Origin of the sequence: Vagococcus hydrophili, assembly GCF_011304195.1 — a bacterium.
Classification (GTDB): Bacteria; Bacillota; Bacilli; order Lactobacillales; family Vagococcaceae; genus Vagococcus; species Vagococcus hydrophili.
The window spans coordinates 2,611,334-2,630,477 of sequence record NZ_CP049887.1 but is presented as its reverse complement, the minus strand read 5'-3'; the positions used below and the strand labels follow the sequence as shown (position 1 = coordinate 2,630,477).

Below are 19,144 nucleotides of genomic sequence, written 5' to 3'. Positions count from 1 at the left end.
GTGAGAGGTAGATTAAATGTCAATTAAAGTAATGGTTGTTGATGATTCGGCTTTTATGAGGAAAGTTTTATCAGATCAAGTCAATCAAATTTCCAATGTGGTAGTAAGTGCTACTGCTAGGAGTGGAGAAGATGCGCTTTTAAAACTAAAAAAAATACAGCCTGATTTGATAACCCTAGATATTGAAATGTCAGGAATTAATGGGTTAGAAACATTAAAAATCATTAAAAGAGAATTTAATATACCAGTAATCATGTTAAGTTCCCATTCAGGTGAAGAAATGACAATTACTTGTTTAGAGAATGGGGCGATGGATTTTGTAGAGAAACCTTCCAATATATCAAAAATAGAAGATTCTTTTAAAGAGGAACTAGAAAAAAAGATTAAATCGATTATCGTTAAACCTGGTTCTGTTGAAGTGATTAAAGAAGTTAAGGTAGTTGGCGAAAAAAGGTTTCCAAATAAAGTCCGCGGAATTGTCATTGGCTCTTCAACAGGAGGACCAAAAGCGCTGATGGAAATTATTAAGTATATTCCAAAAACATTAAATGTTCCTATATTTATTGTGCAACATATGCCTTCTGGGTTTACAAAATCTTTTTCAAAACGAATGAATACTGAAGCAAATGTTGAAGTAGTTGAGGCTAAACACCTCGAGTTAATCAGACCAGGAGTGGTTTATATTGCTCCTGGAGATTATCATATGCGCATTGATCAGCGAAGAATTTATTTAACGAATGAAGAGAAAAAAATTAATAGTGTTAGACCTGCTGTTGATCCATTGTTTGAATCAGCCTCCAAAGTTTATGGGAAGAGTTTGGTTGGTATCATTCTGACCGGAATGGGAAGTGATGGGGCAGAAGGAATGAAAATAATTGCTAATAATAAAGGTTATACAATTGCTCAAGACAGAGAAACTTCAGTCGTCTATGGAATGCCTAGAAGAGCTGTTGAATTAGGAGTGGTTGATGAGATTCTATCATTAGATATGATTGGCACTAAATTAGATTGGATGATAAGGGTGAAACAATGAAAAAGAACTTTGAAGAATTCAATAAATGGGCAATTAGGCATCTAGGTATGGATTTAGAATCATACAAAGAGAGTCAATTACAAAGACGGATTCTGAATATGATGGAAAATAGAGAAGTAACCAGTTTAAAAGATTATATGAATTTAATGGAAAAAGATAAGGAAGTTAAAGACGAGTTAAAGGATTATTTGACCATTAATGTGACAGAGTTTTTTAGAAATCCAGAATTGTTTACGGCTTTAACTAAACACGTGAAAAGTGATTTACAAACCAATTTTTCTTCATTGAAATGTTGGAGCGCTGCTTGTTCTAATGGATCAGAACCATATAGTCTAGCCATGTTATTTGAAGAAAATGACATTAAATTATCTGGGAAGATACTGGCAACAGATATAGATAAGATAATCCTTGATCGAGCAAAGAAAGGATTTTATTTTAAAAATGAATTAAAAAATGTCTCACAAAAGCAATTACAATCGCATTTTTTAGAGAAGGATAACGGATTTGAAGTGAAAAAGGAAATTAAAAATAATATTAGATTTAAAGAGCATGATTTACTTCAAAGTCGCTTTGAAACAGGATTTCATCTAATTATTTGTCGAAATGTTACCATTTATTTCAAATCTGAAGCACGTGATGCGCTTTATCAAAAATTTTACGATTCATTGGCACCTGGTGGAATTTTCTTCACAGGAGCAACAGAAACAATCAATCAACCTGAAAAATTTGGATTTAAGAAAATAGATTCATTTATTTACCAAAAATAAAGGAAGGAGGGATTTAAATGGATGATAATGAAAAATACCGGGAACTGTTTTTTGAAGAGGCAGATGAACATTTAGAAAATTTAAACGATGGTGTTTTAGAATTGGAAAATGATCCTGGAAGTGAAGAGACGATAGATAGTATTTTTAGATCGGCACATACGTTAAAAGGAATGGCAGCAACGATGGGATATGAGACAATGGCTAAACTGACTCACCGCATGGAAAATATTTTTCAACATTTTAAAAATAAAGTAGTTGAAGTCAACTCAGATAGTATTTCTTTAATATTTGATTGTTTGGATTCTTTATCTGAAATCATTGAAAGTTTAAGAAGTGAAACTGATTTTGAAGAGGCAGAGATTTCGTCTTTAATGAAGCGGTTAAAGGAAGTTGAAAATTCAACAGAAGACGTTGTTGAAGATGAAGTCATAAAAAAAAATAAAAAAGAAACAATTTGTTTTCCAACAGATCATTTAACTTCTGTAGATATTCAATTAATGAACGATTTAGAAAATACTAATTATATGCCTTTTGGGGTGAGTATTAGATTAGAAGAGACGTGTACGTTAAAAGCACCTAGAGTTTACTTGATTTTAGATAAATTAAATCAAGTCGGGGAAGTAACCTTTAGCTATCCTGATACAGAAACGTTAGAAAAAGGCGAATTTGATCAAGATTTTCATTTAATTTTAATTACTGATAAAACTCAAGAAGTAGTTCGAGAAAATATATTATCAAACAGTGATATTGAAACGATGGATGTATTAACGCCCGATGAAATTTTTACAAAACAAGTAGAAGTAGTTGCTGTATCTGAAAGTAAAGATGTACCAACTCAAAAAGCACCCACCAAAAAAGAGAAAAATAAACAAGCAGCTAAACATGGTCAGCAATCAATAAAAGTTGATTTAACTAAATTAGATACATTCATGAATTTAGTTTCCGAGCTAGTTGTTTACCGGACAAGGTTAGAAAATATAAGCACAAGTGATACGAAACATGATATCAAAGAGCCATTAACAGAAGTTGCTAGAATAACGTCTGAACTCCAAGATTTGGTTTTAAAGATCAGAATGCAGCAAGTAAGTGTTGTTATGAATCGATTTCCAAGGGTTGTTCGTGACTTAGCACGTGATTTAGACAAAGATATGACGTTAGTTATTGAAGGTGAAGATACTGAATTAGATCGAACGGTGGTTTCTGAATTAAGCGAACCTCTTGTCCATCTCATTAGAAATTCGGCTGATCACGGGATTGAATCTAGAGAGCGGAGACAGGAATTAGGTAAACCAGTTGAAGGTGAAATTAAGATTACCGCATTTCAACAAGGAAACAGGGTCACAATCACTGTTTCGGATGACGGTAAAGGTATTAATCCAGAAGTTATAAAAAATAGTGCTGAAAAAAAAGGTATTTCAACGGAAGGTCTCTCAGAGAAAGAAATCCTTCATTTAATTTTTCATCCTGGTTTTTCTACTGCACAAGAAGTTACGAATGTCTCCGGTCGTGGGGTTGGAATGGATGTCGTTCAGTCTAAAATTAGTCAATTAGGTGGTTCAATTGAACTTCAAAGTCAAGTAGATTTAGGATCAACATTTACGATTAATTTGCCTTTGACATTATCGATTATTCAATCACTCATGGTGAAAGTTTCTGGGGAACTTTTCGCATTACCACAAGGATCTATCGAGAAAGTAGTTGAAGTTTCTGAGGAAAATATCTCTAAAATACATATGAAAGAAGTGTTTATGTATCAAGATATTGCAATTCCAGTCATTAGGCTCCAAGAAATCTTAGAATTACCTAAAAATGAACATCCTGATGGGAATCCTCATTTGATTATTGTACTACTAGGTAAAAATTACTATGCGTTTCTAGTAGATGAATTAATAGGGCAACAAGAAATTGTGATAAAGAAACTTGGACGAGAGTTGAAACACTTGAATAAATTTTTAGGTGCTACGATTCTTGGTAACGGGGATATCACTTTGATATTAGATATAAATGTGATTTGTAGTGAAGGTAGCGTGAAAAAAATATGATGAATAAATTAACTTCTTTAGAAATTGATGCGTTAAAAGAGTTAGTGAATATTGGTGGCGGTCATGCAGCAACAAGTATTTCTGTTTTAATTGATAAGCCAGTTGAAATGATTGTTCCTTTGATAAAAGTGATGAATTATGAAGAACTGTACAAGGATATTATGGCTGAAAGTGAAATTATTTATGCTGTGACAATTCAAGTTAGCAGTAAAGGGGAAGGCATGTTTTTATTTGCTCTCCCAGAGAGTTCAGCTAGTGAAATTTGTGATATGATGCTACCGCCAGATTTTGAGAAATCTGAAGAAATGATTGGTTCAGCGATTACAGAACTTTCTAATATCTTGGTTAATTCATTTATGAATTCAATTGGTCAAATGTTAGAAATTGAGTTTCACACATCTGAACCAGGATTAACTATTGATATGTTTGGTTCGATTATTAGTAGTTTATATATGGTATTTGATCAATTTGATGATGAAGTTTTGATTATCGAAAATGAGTTTTATTACTCTGGAAAAAAAATGGATGCTCTTCTTTATTTTATACCTGAAGTTGGCGTTTTAGAAAATTTATTTAAATCAATAGGAATGTAGAAAGTAGGAAATAATAATGACAAAAACAGTTTTAATAGTAGATGATGCGGTATTTATGAGAATGAAGCTTAAGGATATTTTAGAGAAGAATGGTTATTCTGTTTTAGGAGAAGCTCAAAATGGTTTAGAAGCAATTGAGAAATACAAAACTGAAAAACCAGATTTAGTGACAATGGACATAACAATGCCTGAGATGGACGGTGTGGAAGCATTAAAAGCAATCAAAGAATTTGATGCTAATGCAAAAGTATTAATGTGTAGTGCTATGGGGCAACAATCGATGGTTATGGAAGCTATTCGTGAAGGTGCACTTGATTTTATTGTCAAACCTTTTGATGCAGATCGAGTAATCAAAGCGTTAGATAAAGTTAGTGTGTAGTTGTATTACAGTGAGGAGAAAAAATTATGCAATTAATTGTCTTTACTAAGGGTGAAAAGTACTATGGTATAAAAACTGAAAATGTCGGTGAAATAATTAAATCAACTAAAATTTTCAAGGTCCCTCAAGCCCAATCTTGGGTTGAGGGCTTGATTAATTTAAGAGGAACGATTGTGACACTAGTTAATTTTTCTAAATTTCTTAAAGAAGATGAAAATAGTCTTCATAAAAATATTATAGTGATTACAAATGAAGAAGAAAAAATTGGATTACTTGTTGAAGATATTGTGGGCGTTTTTACGATTGATTCAGAAGAGATTCAGACTTTAGATTCAAAAAATGATGATAATGTTGAAGGAATTATCATGATTCAAGATAAACTAACCAATATTATCGACATAATGACAATATTTACTGAAAATGAGGGATCAATTTGACACAAGTATTGACACAACAAGAAATTGATGCGCTTTTAAATGCTATGAGTAGTGGTGAGATTGATGAAAAGGCTTATTTAGATAAAGAAGAAGAATCCAACGTTAAATCTTATGATTTTAGAAGACCAACTAAATTATCAAAAGAATACATCAATACGTTGTTTATGATTTTTGAGGATTTTTCTAAGTACGCAGGTAATCATTTAACGACACAAATTAGATCAAACGTTTCTCTTAAATTAGCATCAATTGAGCAAATTAGTTATGATGAATTTATTCATTCGATTCCTAAATTCACTCTATTAGGTCTCTTTCAATCAACGCCTTTATCAGGTGTTCAAATGATTGAAATAAATCCGCAATTTTCAATGATTTTAGTTGAACTTTTATGTGGAGGAAGTGAGACTGAAATTGGTAAATTCAAAAATCAGGAGAAAAAAGGGTTTACTGATATTGAACTTGCTTTATTAGAAGAAGTATACAAAATTTTAATACTTGCTTTTGAAACGGCTTGGAATGATATTGTGGAATTAGATTGTCACCTTAATGGACTAGATACAAATCCCCAACTATTACAAAACATGTCACCTAATGAGCCAGTAGTTTTAGTGACATGTACAGTTTCTGTTTTAAATCAAAAAACTTTTATTAATCTTTGTATCCCTTATGTCTTTTTCGAAGGAATTATGGATAAATTGAGCTTCAGAAATTGGTTTGATTCTGACAAGGGATTTAATCAAGAAGACAATGATCACTTACATAAAAATATCAAAAGCGTTGACTTAGGACTTCAGGCTGTTTTAGGGACGACCCAAATGACTCTTTCTGATTTTATAAATCTCGAGGTTGGTGACGCCATAAGTTTAGATCAAAAAATTTCAGAGCCACTAAAAATGTATGCAGGAGATCAATTCTTTGGTTACGTTAAACCTGGTAAAAAAGAAAAAAGGTTAGCGGTTGAAGTATTAGAAATTTCAGAAGGAGAATCAGAATAATGAGCGAAAATTTATCTCAAGAACAAATAGAAAAGTTATTAAAAGAAGAAAGTGAGTCAGTAGAACCTCTCTTTAATCAAGAAATTACCGATTTAATTGGAGAAGTTGGAAATATTTCAATGTCTCAAGCAGCAACAACTCTGTCTTCAATTTTGAATCGAAGAGTAACCATTACAACGCCTAGAGTAAAATATGTAGAGTTTAATGAGATATTAAGTGATTTGGTAACACCAAAAGTATCATCAGTTGTAGGCTTTAAGGAAGGGTTAGAAGGAAGTAATTTACTACTCTTAAATGTGGAAGATGCGATTATTATTGCCGATTTAATGATTGGTGGAGATGGACATCCTGACAACACAGAGTTCACTGAATTAGAACTTAGCGCAGTGGGTGAGGCTATGAATCAAATGATCGGTTCGGCATCAACATCTATGGCAACTATGATTGGTAAAAAAGTGGATATCTTACCTCCAGAAGTCAATTTATGGAAGGACGAAGAGTCAGTTAGTTACACAGGAATTGCCCTAGACACAGTCGTATCAAAAGTATCATTCGATTTATCTGTTGAAGGTGTGATTGAAAGTGAAATCATGCAAATATACACACGTGAAATGGTTGAAGAAATTTCGGAACTTATGATGAAAGATACAGCAGAAGTTTTAGAAGGACGTGAAGTCGTGGCAGAAAAAGTGATTGAAAAGCCGGCTCCTAAGAAAGAAAATACTCGAAAAATTGTCATCCAACAACCAGAATTTGAAGATTTAGATGTAAAAAAAGTCGAAACAAATGTTGATAACTTAGATTTATTAATGGATGTCCCCTTAGATTTTAGTGTTGTACTAGGAAACAGTCGAAAATCTATTAAAGAAATTTTATCAATTGGTGTGGGTTCTGTCGTTGAATTAGATAAACTAACTGATGAGCCTTTAGAAGTTTATGTCAATGGTAAATTGATAGCACATGGTGAAGTGGTTGTCATCAATGAGAATTTTGGCATCAGAGTTACAAGTATATTATCACAAAAACAGCGAATCAATAATTTACATTAAAATGGATGAATGAGTCTATCAGGCTTGTTCATCTTTTTTTGCATTTTTTCGTTTAATCAATGTTTTTTCATAAAAAATATGTATTGCTTATTATATTAGCTGTTAAACTAGTTTCTTAGTCTTAACTAAATATTTAAAGAGCCGATAACTAATATGTAGAGCTTAATGCTAGCGGTTATCATTTTATAAAGGAGAAATTCATATGAAAATAAATAATCAATATAATAAATATGGTGATACTTATAATTCACAAAAAACGAATGAAAATAGAGAAAAAATAAAAAAATCATCTAGTAACGAGTGTGTAGAAATTAATTTATCTAATACTAGCCAAAAATTAAGAATGGAACATCACGTTACAGAGATAGATAACTCTCAAAAAGTTCAAGATATCAAAAAAGCAATAAAAGATGGCACATATAAAGTTTCTTCAGAAGAGATTGCTGACAAGATATTTATGACGTTAAAAGGACAAGAATAAGTATATGGAGACAACTAAACAGCTTACGCCATTACTAAAACAATTAATTAGAATTTTAAAAAAAGAAAACAAAGCGTTGATTGAAAGCGATGGCGTTAAAATAGAAAAAATTTCAAAACAAAAAGAAACAATCGCAGACTCTTTAAAATTAGTCACTTCTATTCCAAGTGATAATGAAAAAAAGTTGCTTTTAGAAGTCAAACAACTACAAGATGATAATCTACTACTCACGCAACAAGCTATCTCTTTTAATGATAATTTCTTAAAAGTGGTAGGTGATGCAGCGCAGAAAACGAATGCTACTTATTCAAGACAAGGTAGCTTACAAAAGCAAACAGATGTTGGATTTATCAATCATTCAATGTAAATAATTAGAAAAACGTAGGAGGAAACTCATGACAGGTTTATTTGGAACTCTCGGTACTGCAAACAGTGGTATGAACACACAACAAACGGCATTAGAAACATCATCACATAATATTGCTAATGCCAATACGCCAGGTTATTCAAGACAAAGAGCGGATATGGAAACAAACCAACCTTATACTTACACAGGAATAGGGCAAATTGGAACAGGATCAAAAGTTAACTCAATTTCTAGAGCCTCTGACCAGTTTGTATTAGCAAACATTAGAAAAGAAAATTCGGTATATAATCAATACAAGCAAAAAGCAGATGTTTTAGGTCAAATTGAAAGTATTTTTAATGAAAGTCCAGGACAAAAAGCAATTTCAGATGATTTAGCTGCCTATTTTGATGCTTGGTCGCAACTAGCTAATAATCCTGAATCGAATACAGCAAAATTAATTGTTGTTGAAAATGGAAATAATTTAGCTGAGAACATTAATCGTACGGCTAAACAATTAGAAACATTGCATAATGACACTGTTTCAGTCCTTGAAAAAAATGTATTAGATTTCAATTCTAAATTAGAAGAGTTAAATGAAATTAATCAGCAACTTTTTAAAGCATCTGCAGATGGTGGAACGCCAAACGATTTACTTGATAGAAGAGATATGCTACTAGAAGATTTATCTGGCTTTGGTAATATTGAAACAACATTTGATGAATATGGCCGAGTATCAGTCAAAATGGGTGGAGAAACTATCCTAGCTCCAGGTGAAATTAAAACGATTAGTGTTGTTGTAGGAACTGATGCTAATGACCAACCTTTAGTTTCAGAAGGTGGTAACTTAACTAACGAGAAGGTACCTTTGACGAATGGTGAGAATTATCCAGTTGGGCAGTTATTAATTTCAGATCCTAAAGATACACCACCAACATTCCAGCCAATTGCGGTTGAAAGTGGTGCGGCAAAAGGTTTGCAAGAAGGATTAGCAGAAATTGATGCTAGGACAGAAGAATTTAATATTTTTACGTTTAATTTAGCAACATCAGTTAATATTATCCATTCTGATGGTGGTAAGGGCGATGATTTCTTTACTTTGGGAGATCCCAACGATCCTAATTTTGCAAAAAATATTAAAGTAAATGATAAATTAAAAAAAGATCCTTCATTAGTTAACGCAGGAAAAGAAGTTCGTGTTCCAGATCCAAACAATCCCGGTGAGTACTTACCATCTGATGGATCTGTGGGGGATGGTACGAGAGCTAAAGAAATTGGTAAATTAAAAGATACCAAATTAGGCTATCCTAATGCGACCTTTGATTATGACCCGGATACGATGACAATTAAAGATGAGCCAGGAGGTTCAACTCTACTTGGTTCTTATATTGATATCGTGACTAAAAATGGTATTGCTAAGCAACAAGCAGATAATCGAGTAACCACTCAAGAATTTTTACTTTTCCAATTAGAAGATCGTAAATATTCTGTTTCAGGTGTAAATATCAATGAGGAAATCACGGATGTTATGCGTTTCCAACGTGCTTTCCAAGCAAATGCTAGAGTAATATCTGTTGTATCTGATTTATTAGATACATTAATTAATAGAACAGGAGTGTAGTTATAAATGAGAGTATCAGATGCTAATCAACACGCGTCATTTCAACGAAATTTAAATCACAATTATACAATGATGAATAAATATCATCGTCAATTAAGTTCTTTTTTAGAAATTGAAAAATCTTCAGATAATCCTTTAGCTTTTTCTAAAATTCTACAAATGAATGATTCGATTTATCGAAACGAGGGGTATAACCAAACGATTAATGAGTCTATCGGTTGGAGTAACACACAAGATGCGGCACTTAAAAATGCCACAGAATCAATGCACCGTGTGAGAGATTTAATGCTAGCAAGTGCCAATGAAACGTTAGGTCCAGACGAAATGAAAGCTAACAAGCAAGAAATGATTTCTGAGATTGATGGCATTGTCGACTCTCTTAATACAACTTATGATGGACGCTATGTCTTTGGTGGTCAGAATACTCAAACACCTCCTTTCGAAGTTGTTAAGGATGACAATGGGGATATTACAGAGATTAAGTATCATGGAACAGCTAACAATCTACCTAGAGAAATAGCTGAGGGTGTGAATGTTGAGCTAGTTACAGATGGAACTAAGTTCATGAATGAGACGACAGACGCTAATGGAAATGTTGATAATTTAAATATTTTTGTTCAAGATCTAATGCTTGCTATGAATAATAATGATCATGCGGCTATCTCAGGAACAGCAGCTACTAGTGATCAACCAGCAACAGGATTAGTTGCTAGGTGGGATACTCATCTTGAGAACATGGTGGATGCTCGTGCTAAAATAGGAACAACGACTAATCGATTAGAATCAGCAAGAGATCGTAATGAAGCTGAAAATCTTCAATTAAAAGAAGCTTTATCTGAGAAACAAGACATTGATGTGGCTGAAAAATACATGGAATTTAGTAATCAAATGGTTGCTTACCAAGCATGTTTATCAGTTGGAAGTAAAATTATGCAAACTAGTTTGCTTGATTACGTTTAAAAAACACATAAAAATTACTTTTATTAGTAATTTTTATGTGTTTTTTTTTTGTATGTGAAAAAAATAAAACTAAAAATTGTTAAATATAACAATAAATAACCGATATATATAACAGAGGGTAACCTCAAAAAAGAAGGTTTAAAACATAGGAGGAAAACAACAATGAGAATTAATACAAACGTACCAGCTTTAAACACATATTCACGTTTAACAGCAGCAAACAATGGAAAAGCGAATTCATTAGCTAAATTATCATCAGGATTACGTATCAACCGTGCCGGAGATGACGCAGCAGGTTTAGCAATTTCTGAAAAAATGAAAGGTCAAATCGGTGGTTTAAAACAAGCTAGCCGTAACGCACAAGATGGAATTTCATTAATCCAAACAGCTGAGGGTGCTTTAAACGAAACACATGACATCATCAATCGTATGCGTGATTTAGCAACTCAAGGGTCAAATGGTACTTTAAGCAACGAAGACCGTGCTGAAATCAACAAAGAATTTGACGCATTAAAAGATGAAGTAGATCGTATTTCACAAACAACTAACTTTAACCAAAAGAACTTATTAGATGGTGAGTTTGATAGCTCATCTGTACAAGATATTAGTAAATCTGACAATGCTGATTTATATATGACAGTAAGTTATTCTGATAAACATCTAGAAGGAGAATTAACTGTTGAATATACTAGAGATGCTAATGGAACACCTGATGTTGTATTAAGTGGTGCTGATGCAGCTAAGTTTGATAAAAAAGATAATGAAGACGGAACATTTACTATCATCAAAAAAGGTGATACAGCAGCGACACCACCAACAAAAGATTCAAATGTTGGCGTAATTAAATTAACAACAGAAGGTCGTTACGGTAAAGGAGAAGTAACAACTGCTGAAACACATACTTCTAAATTTACAGCACAAACAACACCTAAATCAGGTTTAGACTTCCATGTAGGAGCTAACACAGGGGACATCATCAGTGTTGAAATTGGAACAATTGATTCGAAAACTTTAGGTATTAGAGATTTAAGTTTAGGTGATCAAAAACAAGCTGAAATGGCAATCAACCAATTAGACTTAGCTTCTCAAAAAGTATCAAGCACTCGTTCTGACTTAGGAGCTGCTCAAAACAGATTACAACACACAATCAACAACTTATCTGTAGCACAAGAAAATTTAACTGAAGCAAACTCTCGTATTAGAGACGTAGATATGGCTGAAGAAATGATGAACTTCACTAAGAACAATATCCTTTCTCAAGCAGCAACTTCAATGTTGGCACAAGCAAATGCAATGCCACAAAGTGTCCTTTCTTTATTACAATAATTTTTATGAAAACGATCTGATTATAGGTCGTTTTTCTTTATTTTTAGATTAATTAAAACAAAAAATAACCGATATATATAACAGAGGGTAACCTCAGAAAAATGGTTTGAAAAATAGGAGGAAAACAACAATGAGAATTAATACAAACGTACCAGCGTTAAACACATACTCACGTTTAACAGCAGCAAACAATGGAAAAGCGAATTCATTAGCTAAATTATCATCAGGATTACGTATCAACCGTGCCGGAGACGACGCAGCAGGTTTAGCGATTTCTGAAAAAATGAAAGGTCAAATCGGTGGTTTAAAACAAGCTAGCCGTAACGCTCAAGATGGTATTTCATTAATTCAAACAGCTGAAGGTGCTTTAAACGAAACTCACGACATCATTAACCGTATGCGCGATTTAGCAACTCAAGGATCAAATGGAACGTTAAGTAACGAAGACCGTGCTGAAATCAACAAAGAATTTGATGCATTAAAAGATGAAGTGGATCGTATTTCACAAACAACTAACTTTAACCAAAAGAACTTATTAGATGGTGAGTTTGATAGTTCATCTAAACAAGATGTTGTAAAATCTACTAATGCTGATTTATATATGACTGTAAATTATTCTGACAAGCAAATGGATGGTGATTTAGAAGTTAAATATACCAGAGATGCTGCAGGTAAAGTTACAGTAGAATTAGATGGCGGAAGTAAAGCAGACTATACATTAAAAGATAATGAAGATGGAACGTATTCAATTAAAGAAAATGCATCTGGAAAGGAAGCTGGAGTTGTTAAATTAACAACAGAAGGCCGTTATGGAAAAGATGAGGTAACAACAGCTGAATCTCATGCAACAACTTTTACACCACAAGCAACACCTAAATCAGGTTTAGACTTCCATGTAGGAGCTAACACAGGGGACATCATCAGTGTAGAAATTGGAACAATTGATTCGAAAACTTTAGGTATTAGAGATTTAAGTTTAGGTGATCAAAAACAAGCTGAAATGGCAATCAACCAATTAGACTTAGCTTCTCAAAAAGTATCAAGCACTCGTTCTGACTTAGGAGCTGCTCAAAACAGATTACAACACACAATCAACAACTTATCTGTAGCACAAGAAAACTTAACTGAAGCAAACTCTCGTATTAGAGACGTAGATATGGCTGAAGAAATGATGAACTTCACTAAGAACAACATCCTTTCTCAAGCTGCAACTTCAATGTTGGCTCAAGCAAATGCAATGCCACAAAGTGTTCTTTCTTTATTACAATAATAATAAAAAAAACCGATCGTTCTGTTGTGACCCCTAAAAGTTAGATTTTTGGTCTAACTTTTGGGGGTCGCTACATTCTGATCGGTTTTTTTGTGTTAGTTAAAAGAAGTAGGTAATGTGTGAAGTTTTTCAACTAAACTAGGTTGCCATCCTGTATTATCTATCCAGTGTAGATGAACCTTGTAAGCTTCATTCGTTTTCTTGTTACTTAAAAAACCATAGATATCAGATGAATTAGGTCCGTCTAACCACCATTCTTCAATATTCTCTGGAGCTAAATTAAGTGCTTCTGAAAAAGCTAGCTTTATTTCTTTTCGGTCAATACTATTATCATCAAAGTTAGCGTAGTGAGTACCAGTTTGTGCAGTTTTAATTGTTTTCCATTCCGAATTTTTCCAGGCTTTTTCTACGTTAGCATCTTTTGATTCCTGAATAGTTATGGGATTTTTCTTTTCAACATCTGGGTATTCTTTTTGCTTTGTCTTCTCCTTTGTTACTTTTTCTTCAACAAGAGTAACTTTAGGTCCCCCAATTTCTTTCTTTACTTCTTCTTTGTCTTTTTTAGGAATGAAAATGAATAATATTAATAGAGTAATTATTGAACAGATAACGAGTTTTCTATTTTTTTTATCTTTCAATACATGTAGTAGTTCTTTTAAGTAGTTAATAGTAAACGCTCCTTACGTTATTATATGCTATTAATTTTATCATATATCTCTCCTTATTTGAAAAAATATTTAATAAAAAATAATTTATGCCGATATATATATCAGAGGGTGACCTCATTATAAATAATACCTTAATAAAATTACAGGGGGAAAACAACAATGAGAATTAATACAAACGTACCAGCATTAAACACTTATTCACGTCTAACAGCAGCAAACAATGGAAAAGCGAATTCATTAGCTAAATTATCTTCAGGACTACGTATCAACCGTGCCGGAGACGACGCAGCAGGTTTAGCAATTTCTGAAAAAATGAAAGGTCAAATCGGTGGTTTAAAACAAGCTAGCCGTAACGCACAAGATGGAATTTCATTAATCCAAACAGCTGAGGGTGCTTTAAACGAAACACATGACATCATCAATCGTATGCGTGATTTAGCAACTCAAGGGTCAAATGGTACTTTAAGCAACGAAGACCGTGCTGAAATCAACAAAGAATTTGACGCATTAAAAGATGAAGTAGATCGTATTTCACAAACAACTAACTTTAACCAAAAGAACTTATTAGATGGTGAGTTTGATAGCTCATCTGTACAAGATATTAGTAAATCTGACAATGCTGATTTATATATGACAGTAAGTTATTCTGATAAACATCTAGAAGGAGAATTAACTGTTGAATATACTAGAGATGCTAATGGAACACCTGATGTTGTATTAAGTGGTGCTGATGCAGCTAAGTTTGATAAAAAAGATAATGAAGACGGAACATTTACTATCATCAAAAAAGGTGATACAGCAGCGACACCACCAACAAAAGATTCAAATGTTGGCGTAATTAAATTAACAACAGAAGGTCGTTACGGTAAAGGAGAAGTAACAACTGCTGAAACACATACTTCTAAATTTACAGCACAAACAACACCTAAATCAGGTTTAGACTTCCATGTAGGAGCTAACACAGGGGACATCATCAGTGTTGAAATTGGAACAATTGATTCGAAAACTTTAGGTATTAGAGATTTAAGTTTAGGTGATCAAAAACAAGCTGAAATGGCAATCAACCAATTAGACTTAGCTTCTCAAAAAGTATCAAGCACTCGTTCTGACTTAGGAGCTGCTCAAAACAGATTACAACACACAATCAACAACTTATCTGTAGCACAAGAAAATTTAACTGAAGCAAACTCTCGTATTAGAGACGTAGATATGGCTGAAGAAATGATGAACTTTACTAAGAATAACATCCTTTCTCAAGCAGCAACTTCAATGTTGGCACAAGCTAACGCAATGCCACAAAGTGTTCTTTCTTTATTACAGTAATTAATTTTTAAGCCGACTAACATTTTGGTCGGCTTTTCTTTAACTAGGTAATTTAATTAAAGGAAGTGAAACAAATGCTTGATATCAATCATGTAAATTGGTTAAGTGCTCATAATAATGTAGATAAAGTTGAAAAAATAGAACCTGTTTCTAAAGTATCAACGGAACTTGAAACGAATACTCAAAATGAGCAGTTTAAAGAACCAGAAGGAAATGAATATTTTACCAATGGTTTATCAGATTATAAAAGAGAGCAATTAGAAAAAATAATTGAAGAATCTAACCGACAACTCAATGGTAAAGATGTGAAAATGGAGTTTAAACTTCATGAGACAACCCATAGAACTATGATTACCTTAGTTGATACAGAAACAGATGAAGTGGTGAAAGAAATTCCTTCTGAAAAAATGTTGGATTCTATTGCCAATATCTGGAAAATGGTTGGAATCATCGTTAACAAGGAAGGATGATAATATGCCAACAGTAACAAGTGAAACCGGAATTAGTGTGATGCTAGGAAGTTACTCAACAATTGGGGCGGCACAAATTGATCAAATGATTGAGGCAGAATCAGGACCTTTAGTTAGAATGAATAATGAAAAGTCTTTGATTATTGAACAACAAAACGCATGGAAAGATGTTCGCCTGAGAATGAACACTTTCTTTAAAACGATTGAGACGCTTCAAAAAAATGAAACTTGGAATTCAAAACTAGCGACAAGTTCGAAACCAGATAAAGTAACAATCACTGGAACGGATAAGGCTCAAGAAGATAATTTTGATATTACAGTCCAACAAGTTGCGACATCGTCTCGTCAAGTTTCGGGAAAAATAGATAAAATGGATGATAAAACCATTTACGATGAATTGGGTACGTCTGGTGAGTTAAAATTTGATTCGAAAGATCCTGATGGAGAAGAGATTAAGATCCAGATTGATGAAAAAGATAGTTTAAAAGACATTACTAATAAAATTAATAATGAATCAAAAGAAACAGGTGTCAAAGCAACAATTGTCGATAATCGATTAGTATTGAGTAATGTTGATACGGGTGAAACAGATTTTGAAGTTCGTGGAGATACTTCATTGATGAACGATCTTGGAATGAATAAAGATGATGTGAACAATGCACCAAAATATACACAAGGAATCAATGCTAAATTTACAATTGATGGAATGCAGGTTGAGCGTCCATCTAACAACGTTGATGATGTCGTCGAAGGTGTTACGATTCATATCCATGAAAAGACAGAAGAACCTGTTAAAGTTGGTTTAAAGAGAGATTTAGATAAACCAGTAGAAACGTTAAATGCATTTGTTGAACAATATAATGAATTGATGAGTTTTTTAAACGAAAAAACAGAAGTAGGAGATCCTAGTAAAAAAGATAATAAACAGGGACCTCTAGCAGGCGATAGTACTGCAGCTCGTTTACAGTCAAGTTTAAAAATGTTAGTAACAGGTATTCCTGATCAAAATTCACATACTACGTTTAAGTTTCCATCTGAGTTAGGTTTAAATGTAGATAAAAAAGGTGTTTTATCTTTAGATGAAGAAAAATTTAAAGAGTTATTAAAAGAAGACCCTGATAATGTTCAAAATTTTTTCTATTATGCTGAAAAAACGTTAGTAGAGAAAAAAGATGAATTCGGAAATGTTATTAAAGACGAAGATGGCAAACCTGTCATGGAATTTGATAAAAAAGAGTTTGGTTATACAGTAAAATTAAATGAATTGATGAACTCATATTTAAAAGATCAAGCGGGACAAAAAAGTGTCTACTCAACTAAAAAAGAATCTTACGAAAAAAGTTTAAAAGATTTAGATGAGCGAATTGATCGATTTACTGAAAAACTCGATAAAAAGCGTGATTATTATGTTAGGACATTCAGCCGTTTAGACCAAGTAATGATGCAAGCGGAACAACAAATGGCGACATTGATGACACAATTAGACTCGTTTAACATGAACTAATTTAGAAAAAAGGGGAGCGAACTATTGACTGAAAGTATAGGGAAAAAAGAAGTTTTAATAAAGAAGTTACTTGATAATATTTCTAAGTGGTCTCAAGAATTAAATTTGGAAGAATCTATGAATATTTTAGACCAACATAATGAATTAATGAGTCACTATCAAGTGGTTTCTAATGAAGGATTAACAAATCAAAATAAAAAAGATTTACAGAAACTCTGTGATGAGTATCAAGAGCTGATGGAAAAATTAGAAGGTGAAAAAGCAGAGTTATTTGAGAAAATGGCTCAGTTGAATCAATCTGAAAAAATTGCCCATCAGTACATTAAACAATTTTCTGAATCTTTCTTTATTGATAAAGATTTCTAATAATAACTAAGGAGTATATCATGACATACAATAATAAAGGTAATTCAGCATATGTAAATAATCAAATATTAACAGCGTCACCAAAAAAATTAATTGAAATTCTTTATGAGGCAGGAATCAAACATTCAAAACTTGCTATTTTTCATTTGGATCAAGGCAATTTGCAAGAAATAAATACACAGTTGATAAAAGTACAAGATATTGTTTTGGAATTAAAATATGCAGTTGCACCGACACCTGACAGTGATGTTCCAGATCAATTAATCTCACTTTATGATTTTATGTACAATCAGTTGCTATTAGCAAACACTGAGAAGAACAAAGAACGAGTAGAGTTGGTTAAGAAAATGCTAGAAGAACTTTTGGAAACTTGGTTAGTATTATAGGGTTAATTTTTCATGAAAAAAATAATTAATATTTCAGTTATACTTATAATTTCAGTCGCTAGTTTATTTGGAACCAAAGTTATTTTTACGATGGCTGTTGAAAATAACCGCATTGCAAAAGAGAAATGTCATATTCGTTATACTAAACACCCTAATTTATTGAAAGGCATGAACACTGTAACAACTCAAGAAAATCAGCTGTCAGAGTATCATTTACCTGTTCCTTTATTTGACCAGATGTCAGAACCATCTTTAATATATGGTTGTGAAGTAACGGCACTTAGTATGATTTTAACTTATTATTCCTTTGATTATAATAAGAATCAACTTCAAGAGAAGATTAAGAAGGAGCCATATCAAGTAAGTGATACACTATTGGGAGATCCAGATTCAGGATTTGTTGGGGATGCAACGGGGAAAAATCCTGGAACTGGCGTCAACGTTCAACCAGTATTTGATTTAGCACAATCTTTAGTTAATTCACCATATGAAGTGGTTAACAGTACAGGAAGTTCTCTTTCAGAATTATTCATGCAGATTAAAGCAGGTCGTCCTGTTTGGGTCATTACAACTATTGATTATAAAGTTCCTAGAAAAGAAGATTGGATTGATTGGCCAACTGAGAACGGATTAAAAAAGTATGGGGTTAATCATCATGCTGCAGTTATCACAGGATTTGATAAAGAAAATGTATTTTTAAATGATCCTTATGGAAAAGAAGTAACTGTCAGTCAAGATACTTTCGAAAAAATATACAATGAAACAGGAAAACAAAGTTTATATATAAAATAACACTTATTATAGTCAAGAACACGGTCTAGTGCTTGACTATTTTTTTGTCTTTCATTTAAAATAGAGTATCAAGATGAAGGAGTGGATATTTATGTATTGGATTTGGGTACTTCTTGTAGGAGCGGTTATTGGCGCTATTGCGGGTTCGCTAACAGGTAAAGATAATCCAAAGGGATGCGTGTTCAATATTATCGCTGGTTTAGTCGGTTCTAGTGTTGGACAAAAATTATTTGGCAGTGATTGGGGTGGACACTTAGCCGGTATGGCTTTGATACCATCAATACTAGGAGCTGTCATTGTGATTGCTGTTGTATCACTTTTTACAAGGAGATAAAA

The 19,144-nt window shown here is 32.9% G+C and carries 22 protein-coding genes; 21 read left to right on the top strand and 1 reads right to left on the bottom strand.

From position 1 onward, the window contains the following. Positions 1-16: 16 nt before the first annotated feature. The 14 genes from G7082_RS12915 to G7082_RS12850 all read left to right on the top strand — a co-directional run bounded on the left by G7082_RS12915 (position 17) and on the right by G7082_RS12850 (position 13,299). Entirely contained in the window at positions 17-1,033 is a 1,017-nt protein-coding gene (locus G7082_RS12915) for a protein-glutamate methylesterase/protein-glutamine glutaminase (RefSeq protein WP_202983111.1), read from the top strand. Next, on the top strand, positions 1,030-1,800 hold the full coding sequence (locus tag G7082_RS12910) for a CheR family methyltransferase (protein ID WP_166035533.1): 771 nt from the start codon (positions 1,030-1,032) through the stop codon (positions 1,798-1,800). The genes G7082_RS12915 and G7082_RS12910 overlap by 4 nt, the downstream gene beginning before the upstream one ends. A 17-nt stretch (positions 1,801-1,817) precedes the next feature. Beyond that, a complete protein-coding gene (locus G7082_RS12905) occupies positions 1,818-3,842 on the top strand; it encodes a chemotaxis protein CheA (protein ID WP_166035531.1) in 2,025 nt (674 codons plus the stop codon). Continuing rightward, entirely contained in the window at positions 3,839-4,435 is a 597-nt protein-coding gene (locus G7082_RS12900) for a chemotaxis protein CheC (protein ID WP_166035529.1), read from the top strand. The genes G7082_RS12905 and G7082_RS12900 overlap by 4 nt, the downstream gene beginning before the upstream one ends. 16 nt (positions 4,436-4,451) lie before the next feature. Next, entirely contained in the window at positions 4,452-4,814 is a 363-nt protein-coding gene (locus G7082_RS12895) for a response regulator (protein WP_166035527.1), read from the top strand. 26 nt (positions 4,815-4,840) lie between these two features. After that, positions 4,841-5,251, top strand: a complete 411-nt coding sequence (locus G7082_RS12890) for a chemotaxis protein CheW (protein ID WP_166035525.1) — start codon at positions 4,841-4,843, stop codon at positions 5,249-5,251. Continuing rightward, positions 5,248-6,246, top strand: a complete 999-nt coding sequence (fliM, locus tag G7082_RS12885) for a flagellar motor switch protein FliM (protein ID WP_166035523.1) — start codon at positions 5,248-5,250, stop codon at positions 6,244-6,246. The genes G7082_RS12890 and fliM overlap by 4 nt, the downstream gene beginning before the upstream one ends. Continuing rightward, a complete protein-coding gene (gene fliY, locus G7082_RS12880) occupies positions 6,246-7,295 on the top strand; it encodes a flagellar motor switch phosphatase FliY (protein ID WP_166035521.1) in 1,050 nt (349 codons plus the stop codon). The genes fliM and fliY overlap by 1 nt, the downstream gene beginning before the upstream one ends. A 202-nt stretch (positions 7,296-7,497) precedes the next feature. Continuing rightward, complete coding sequence (gene flgM, locus G7082_RS12875; protein WP_166035519.1) at positions 7,498-7,776, top strand: flagellar biosynthesis anti-sigma factor FlgM; 279 nt, start codon at positions 7,498-7,500, stop codon at positions 7,774-7,776. A gap of 4 nt (positions 7,777-7,780) precedes the next feature. Continuing rightward, a complete protein-coding gene (locus G7082_RS12870) occupies positions 7,781-8,143 on the top strand; it encodes a flagellar protein FlgN (protein WP_166035517.1) in 363 nt (120 codons plus the stop codon). 28 nt (positions 8,144-8,171) lie between these two features. Continuing rightward, positions 8,172-9,743: a flagellar hook-associated protein FlgK gene (flgK, locus tag G7082_RS12865; RefSeq protein ID WP_166035515.1), complete on the top strand. Its 1,572-nt coding sequence runs from the start codon at positions 8,172-8,174 to the stop codon at positions 9,741-9,743. Positions 9,744-9,749: 6 nt separating this feature from the next. Continuing rightward, on the top strand, positions 9,750-10,703 hold the full coding sequence (gene flgL / locus G7082_RS12860; protein WP_166035513.1) for a flagellar hook-associated protein FlgL: 954 nt from the start codon (positions 9,750-9,752) through the stop codon (positions 10,701-10,703). A gap of 162 nt (positions 10,704-10,865) precedes the next feature. After that, positions 10,866-12,029: a flagellin N-terminal helical domain-containing protein gene (locus G7082_RS12855; RefSeq protein ID WP_166035506.1), complete on the top strand. Its 1,164-nt coding sequence runs from the start codon at positions 10,866-10,868 to the stop codon at positions 12,027-12,029. Positions 12,030-12,159: 130 nt separating this feature from the next. Beyond that, a complete protein-coding gene (locus tag G7082_RS12850) occupies positions 12,160-13,299 on the top strand; it encodes a flagellin N-terminal helical domain-containing protein (protein WP_166035511.1) in 1,140 nt (379 codons plus the stop codon). Between the two features lie 95 nt (positions 13,300-13,394). On the opposite strand, the gene G7082_RS12845 is transcribed toward G7082_RS12850, so the two are convergent. Next, entirely contained in the window at positions 13,395-13,937 is a 543-nt protein-coding gene (locus G7082_RS12845) for a YrrS family protein (protein ID WP_166035508.1), read from the bottom strand. Between the two features lie 189 nt (positions 13,938-14,126). On the opposite strand from G7082_RS12845, the gene G7082_RS12840 reads away from it, so the two are divergent. The 7 genes from G7082_RS12840 to G7082_RS12810 all read left to right on the top strand — a co-directional run bounded on the left by G7082_RS12840 (position 14,127) and on the right by G7082_RS12810 (position 19,142). Next, a complete protein-coding gene (locus G7082_RS12840) occupies positions 14,127-15,290 on the top strand; it encodes a flagellin N-terminal helical domain-containing protein (RefSeq protein ID WP_166035506.1) in 1,164 nt (387 codons plus the stop codon). Positions 15,291-15,364: 74 nt separating this feature from the next. Next, positions 15,365-15,760 (top strand): flagellar protein FlaG, encoded by a 396-nt coding sequence (locus G7082_RS12835; protein ID WP_166035504.1) that lies wholly within the window; start codon positions 15,365-15,367, stop codon positions 15,758-15,760. Positions 15,761-15,764: 4 nt separating this feature from the next. Further along, positions 15,765-17,264, top strand: a complete 1,500-nt coding sequence (gene fliD, locus G7082_RS12830) for a flagellar filament capping protein FliD (RefSeq protein ID WP_166035502.1) — start codon at positions 15,765-15,767, stop codon at positions 17,262-17,264. Positions 17,265-17,288: 24 nt separating this feature from the next. Next, positions 17,289-17,630: a hypothetical protein gene (locus G7082_RS12825; RefSeq protein WP_166035500.1), complete on the top strand. Its 342-nt coding sequence runs from the start codon at positions 17,289-17,291 to the stop codon at positions 17,628-17,630. A gap of 20 nt (positions 17,631-17,650) precedes the next feature. Then, on the top strand, positions 17,651-18,016 hold the full coding sequence (gene fliS / locus G7082_RS12820; RefSeq protein WP_166035498.1) for a flagellar export chaperone FliS: 366 nt from the start codon (positions 17,651-17,653) through the stop codon (positions 18,014-18,016). A gap of 12 nt (positions 18,017-18,028) precedes the next feature. Beyond that, positions 18,029-18,808: a C39 family peptidase gene (locus tag G7082_RS12815; RefSeq protein ID WP_166035496.1), complete on the top strand. Its 780-nt coding sequence runs from the start codon at positions 18,029-18,031 to the stop codon at positions 18,806-18,808. Between the two features lie 91 nt (positions 18,809-18,899). Further along, positions 18,900-19,142 (top strand): GlsB/YeaQ/YmgE family stress response membrane protein, encoded by a 243-nt coding sequence (locus G7082_RS12810; RefSeq protein WP_166035494.1) that lies wholly within the window; start codon positions 18,900-18,902, stop codon positions 19,140-19,142. Positions 19,143-19,144 lie beyond the last annotated feature (2 nt).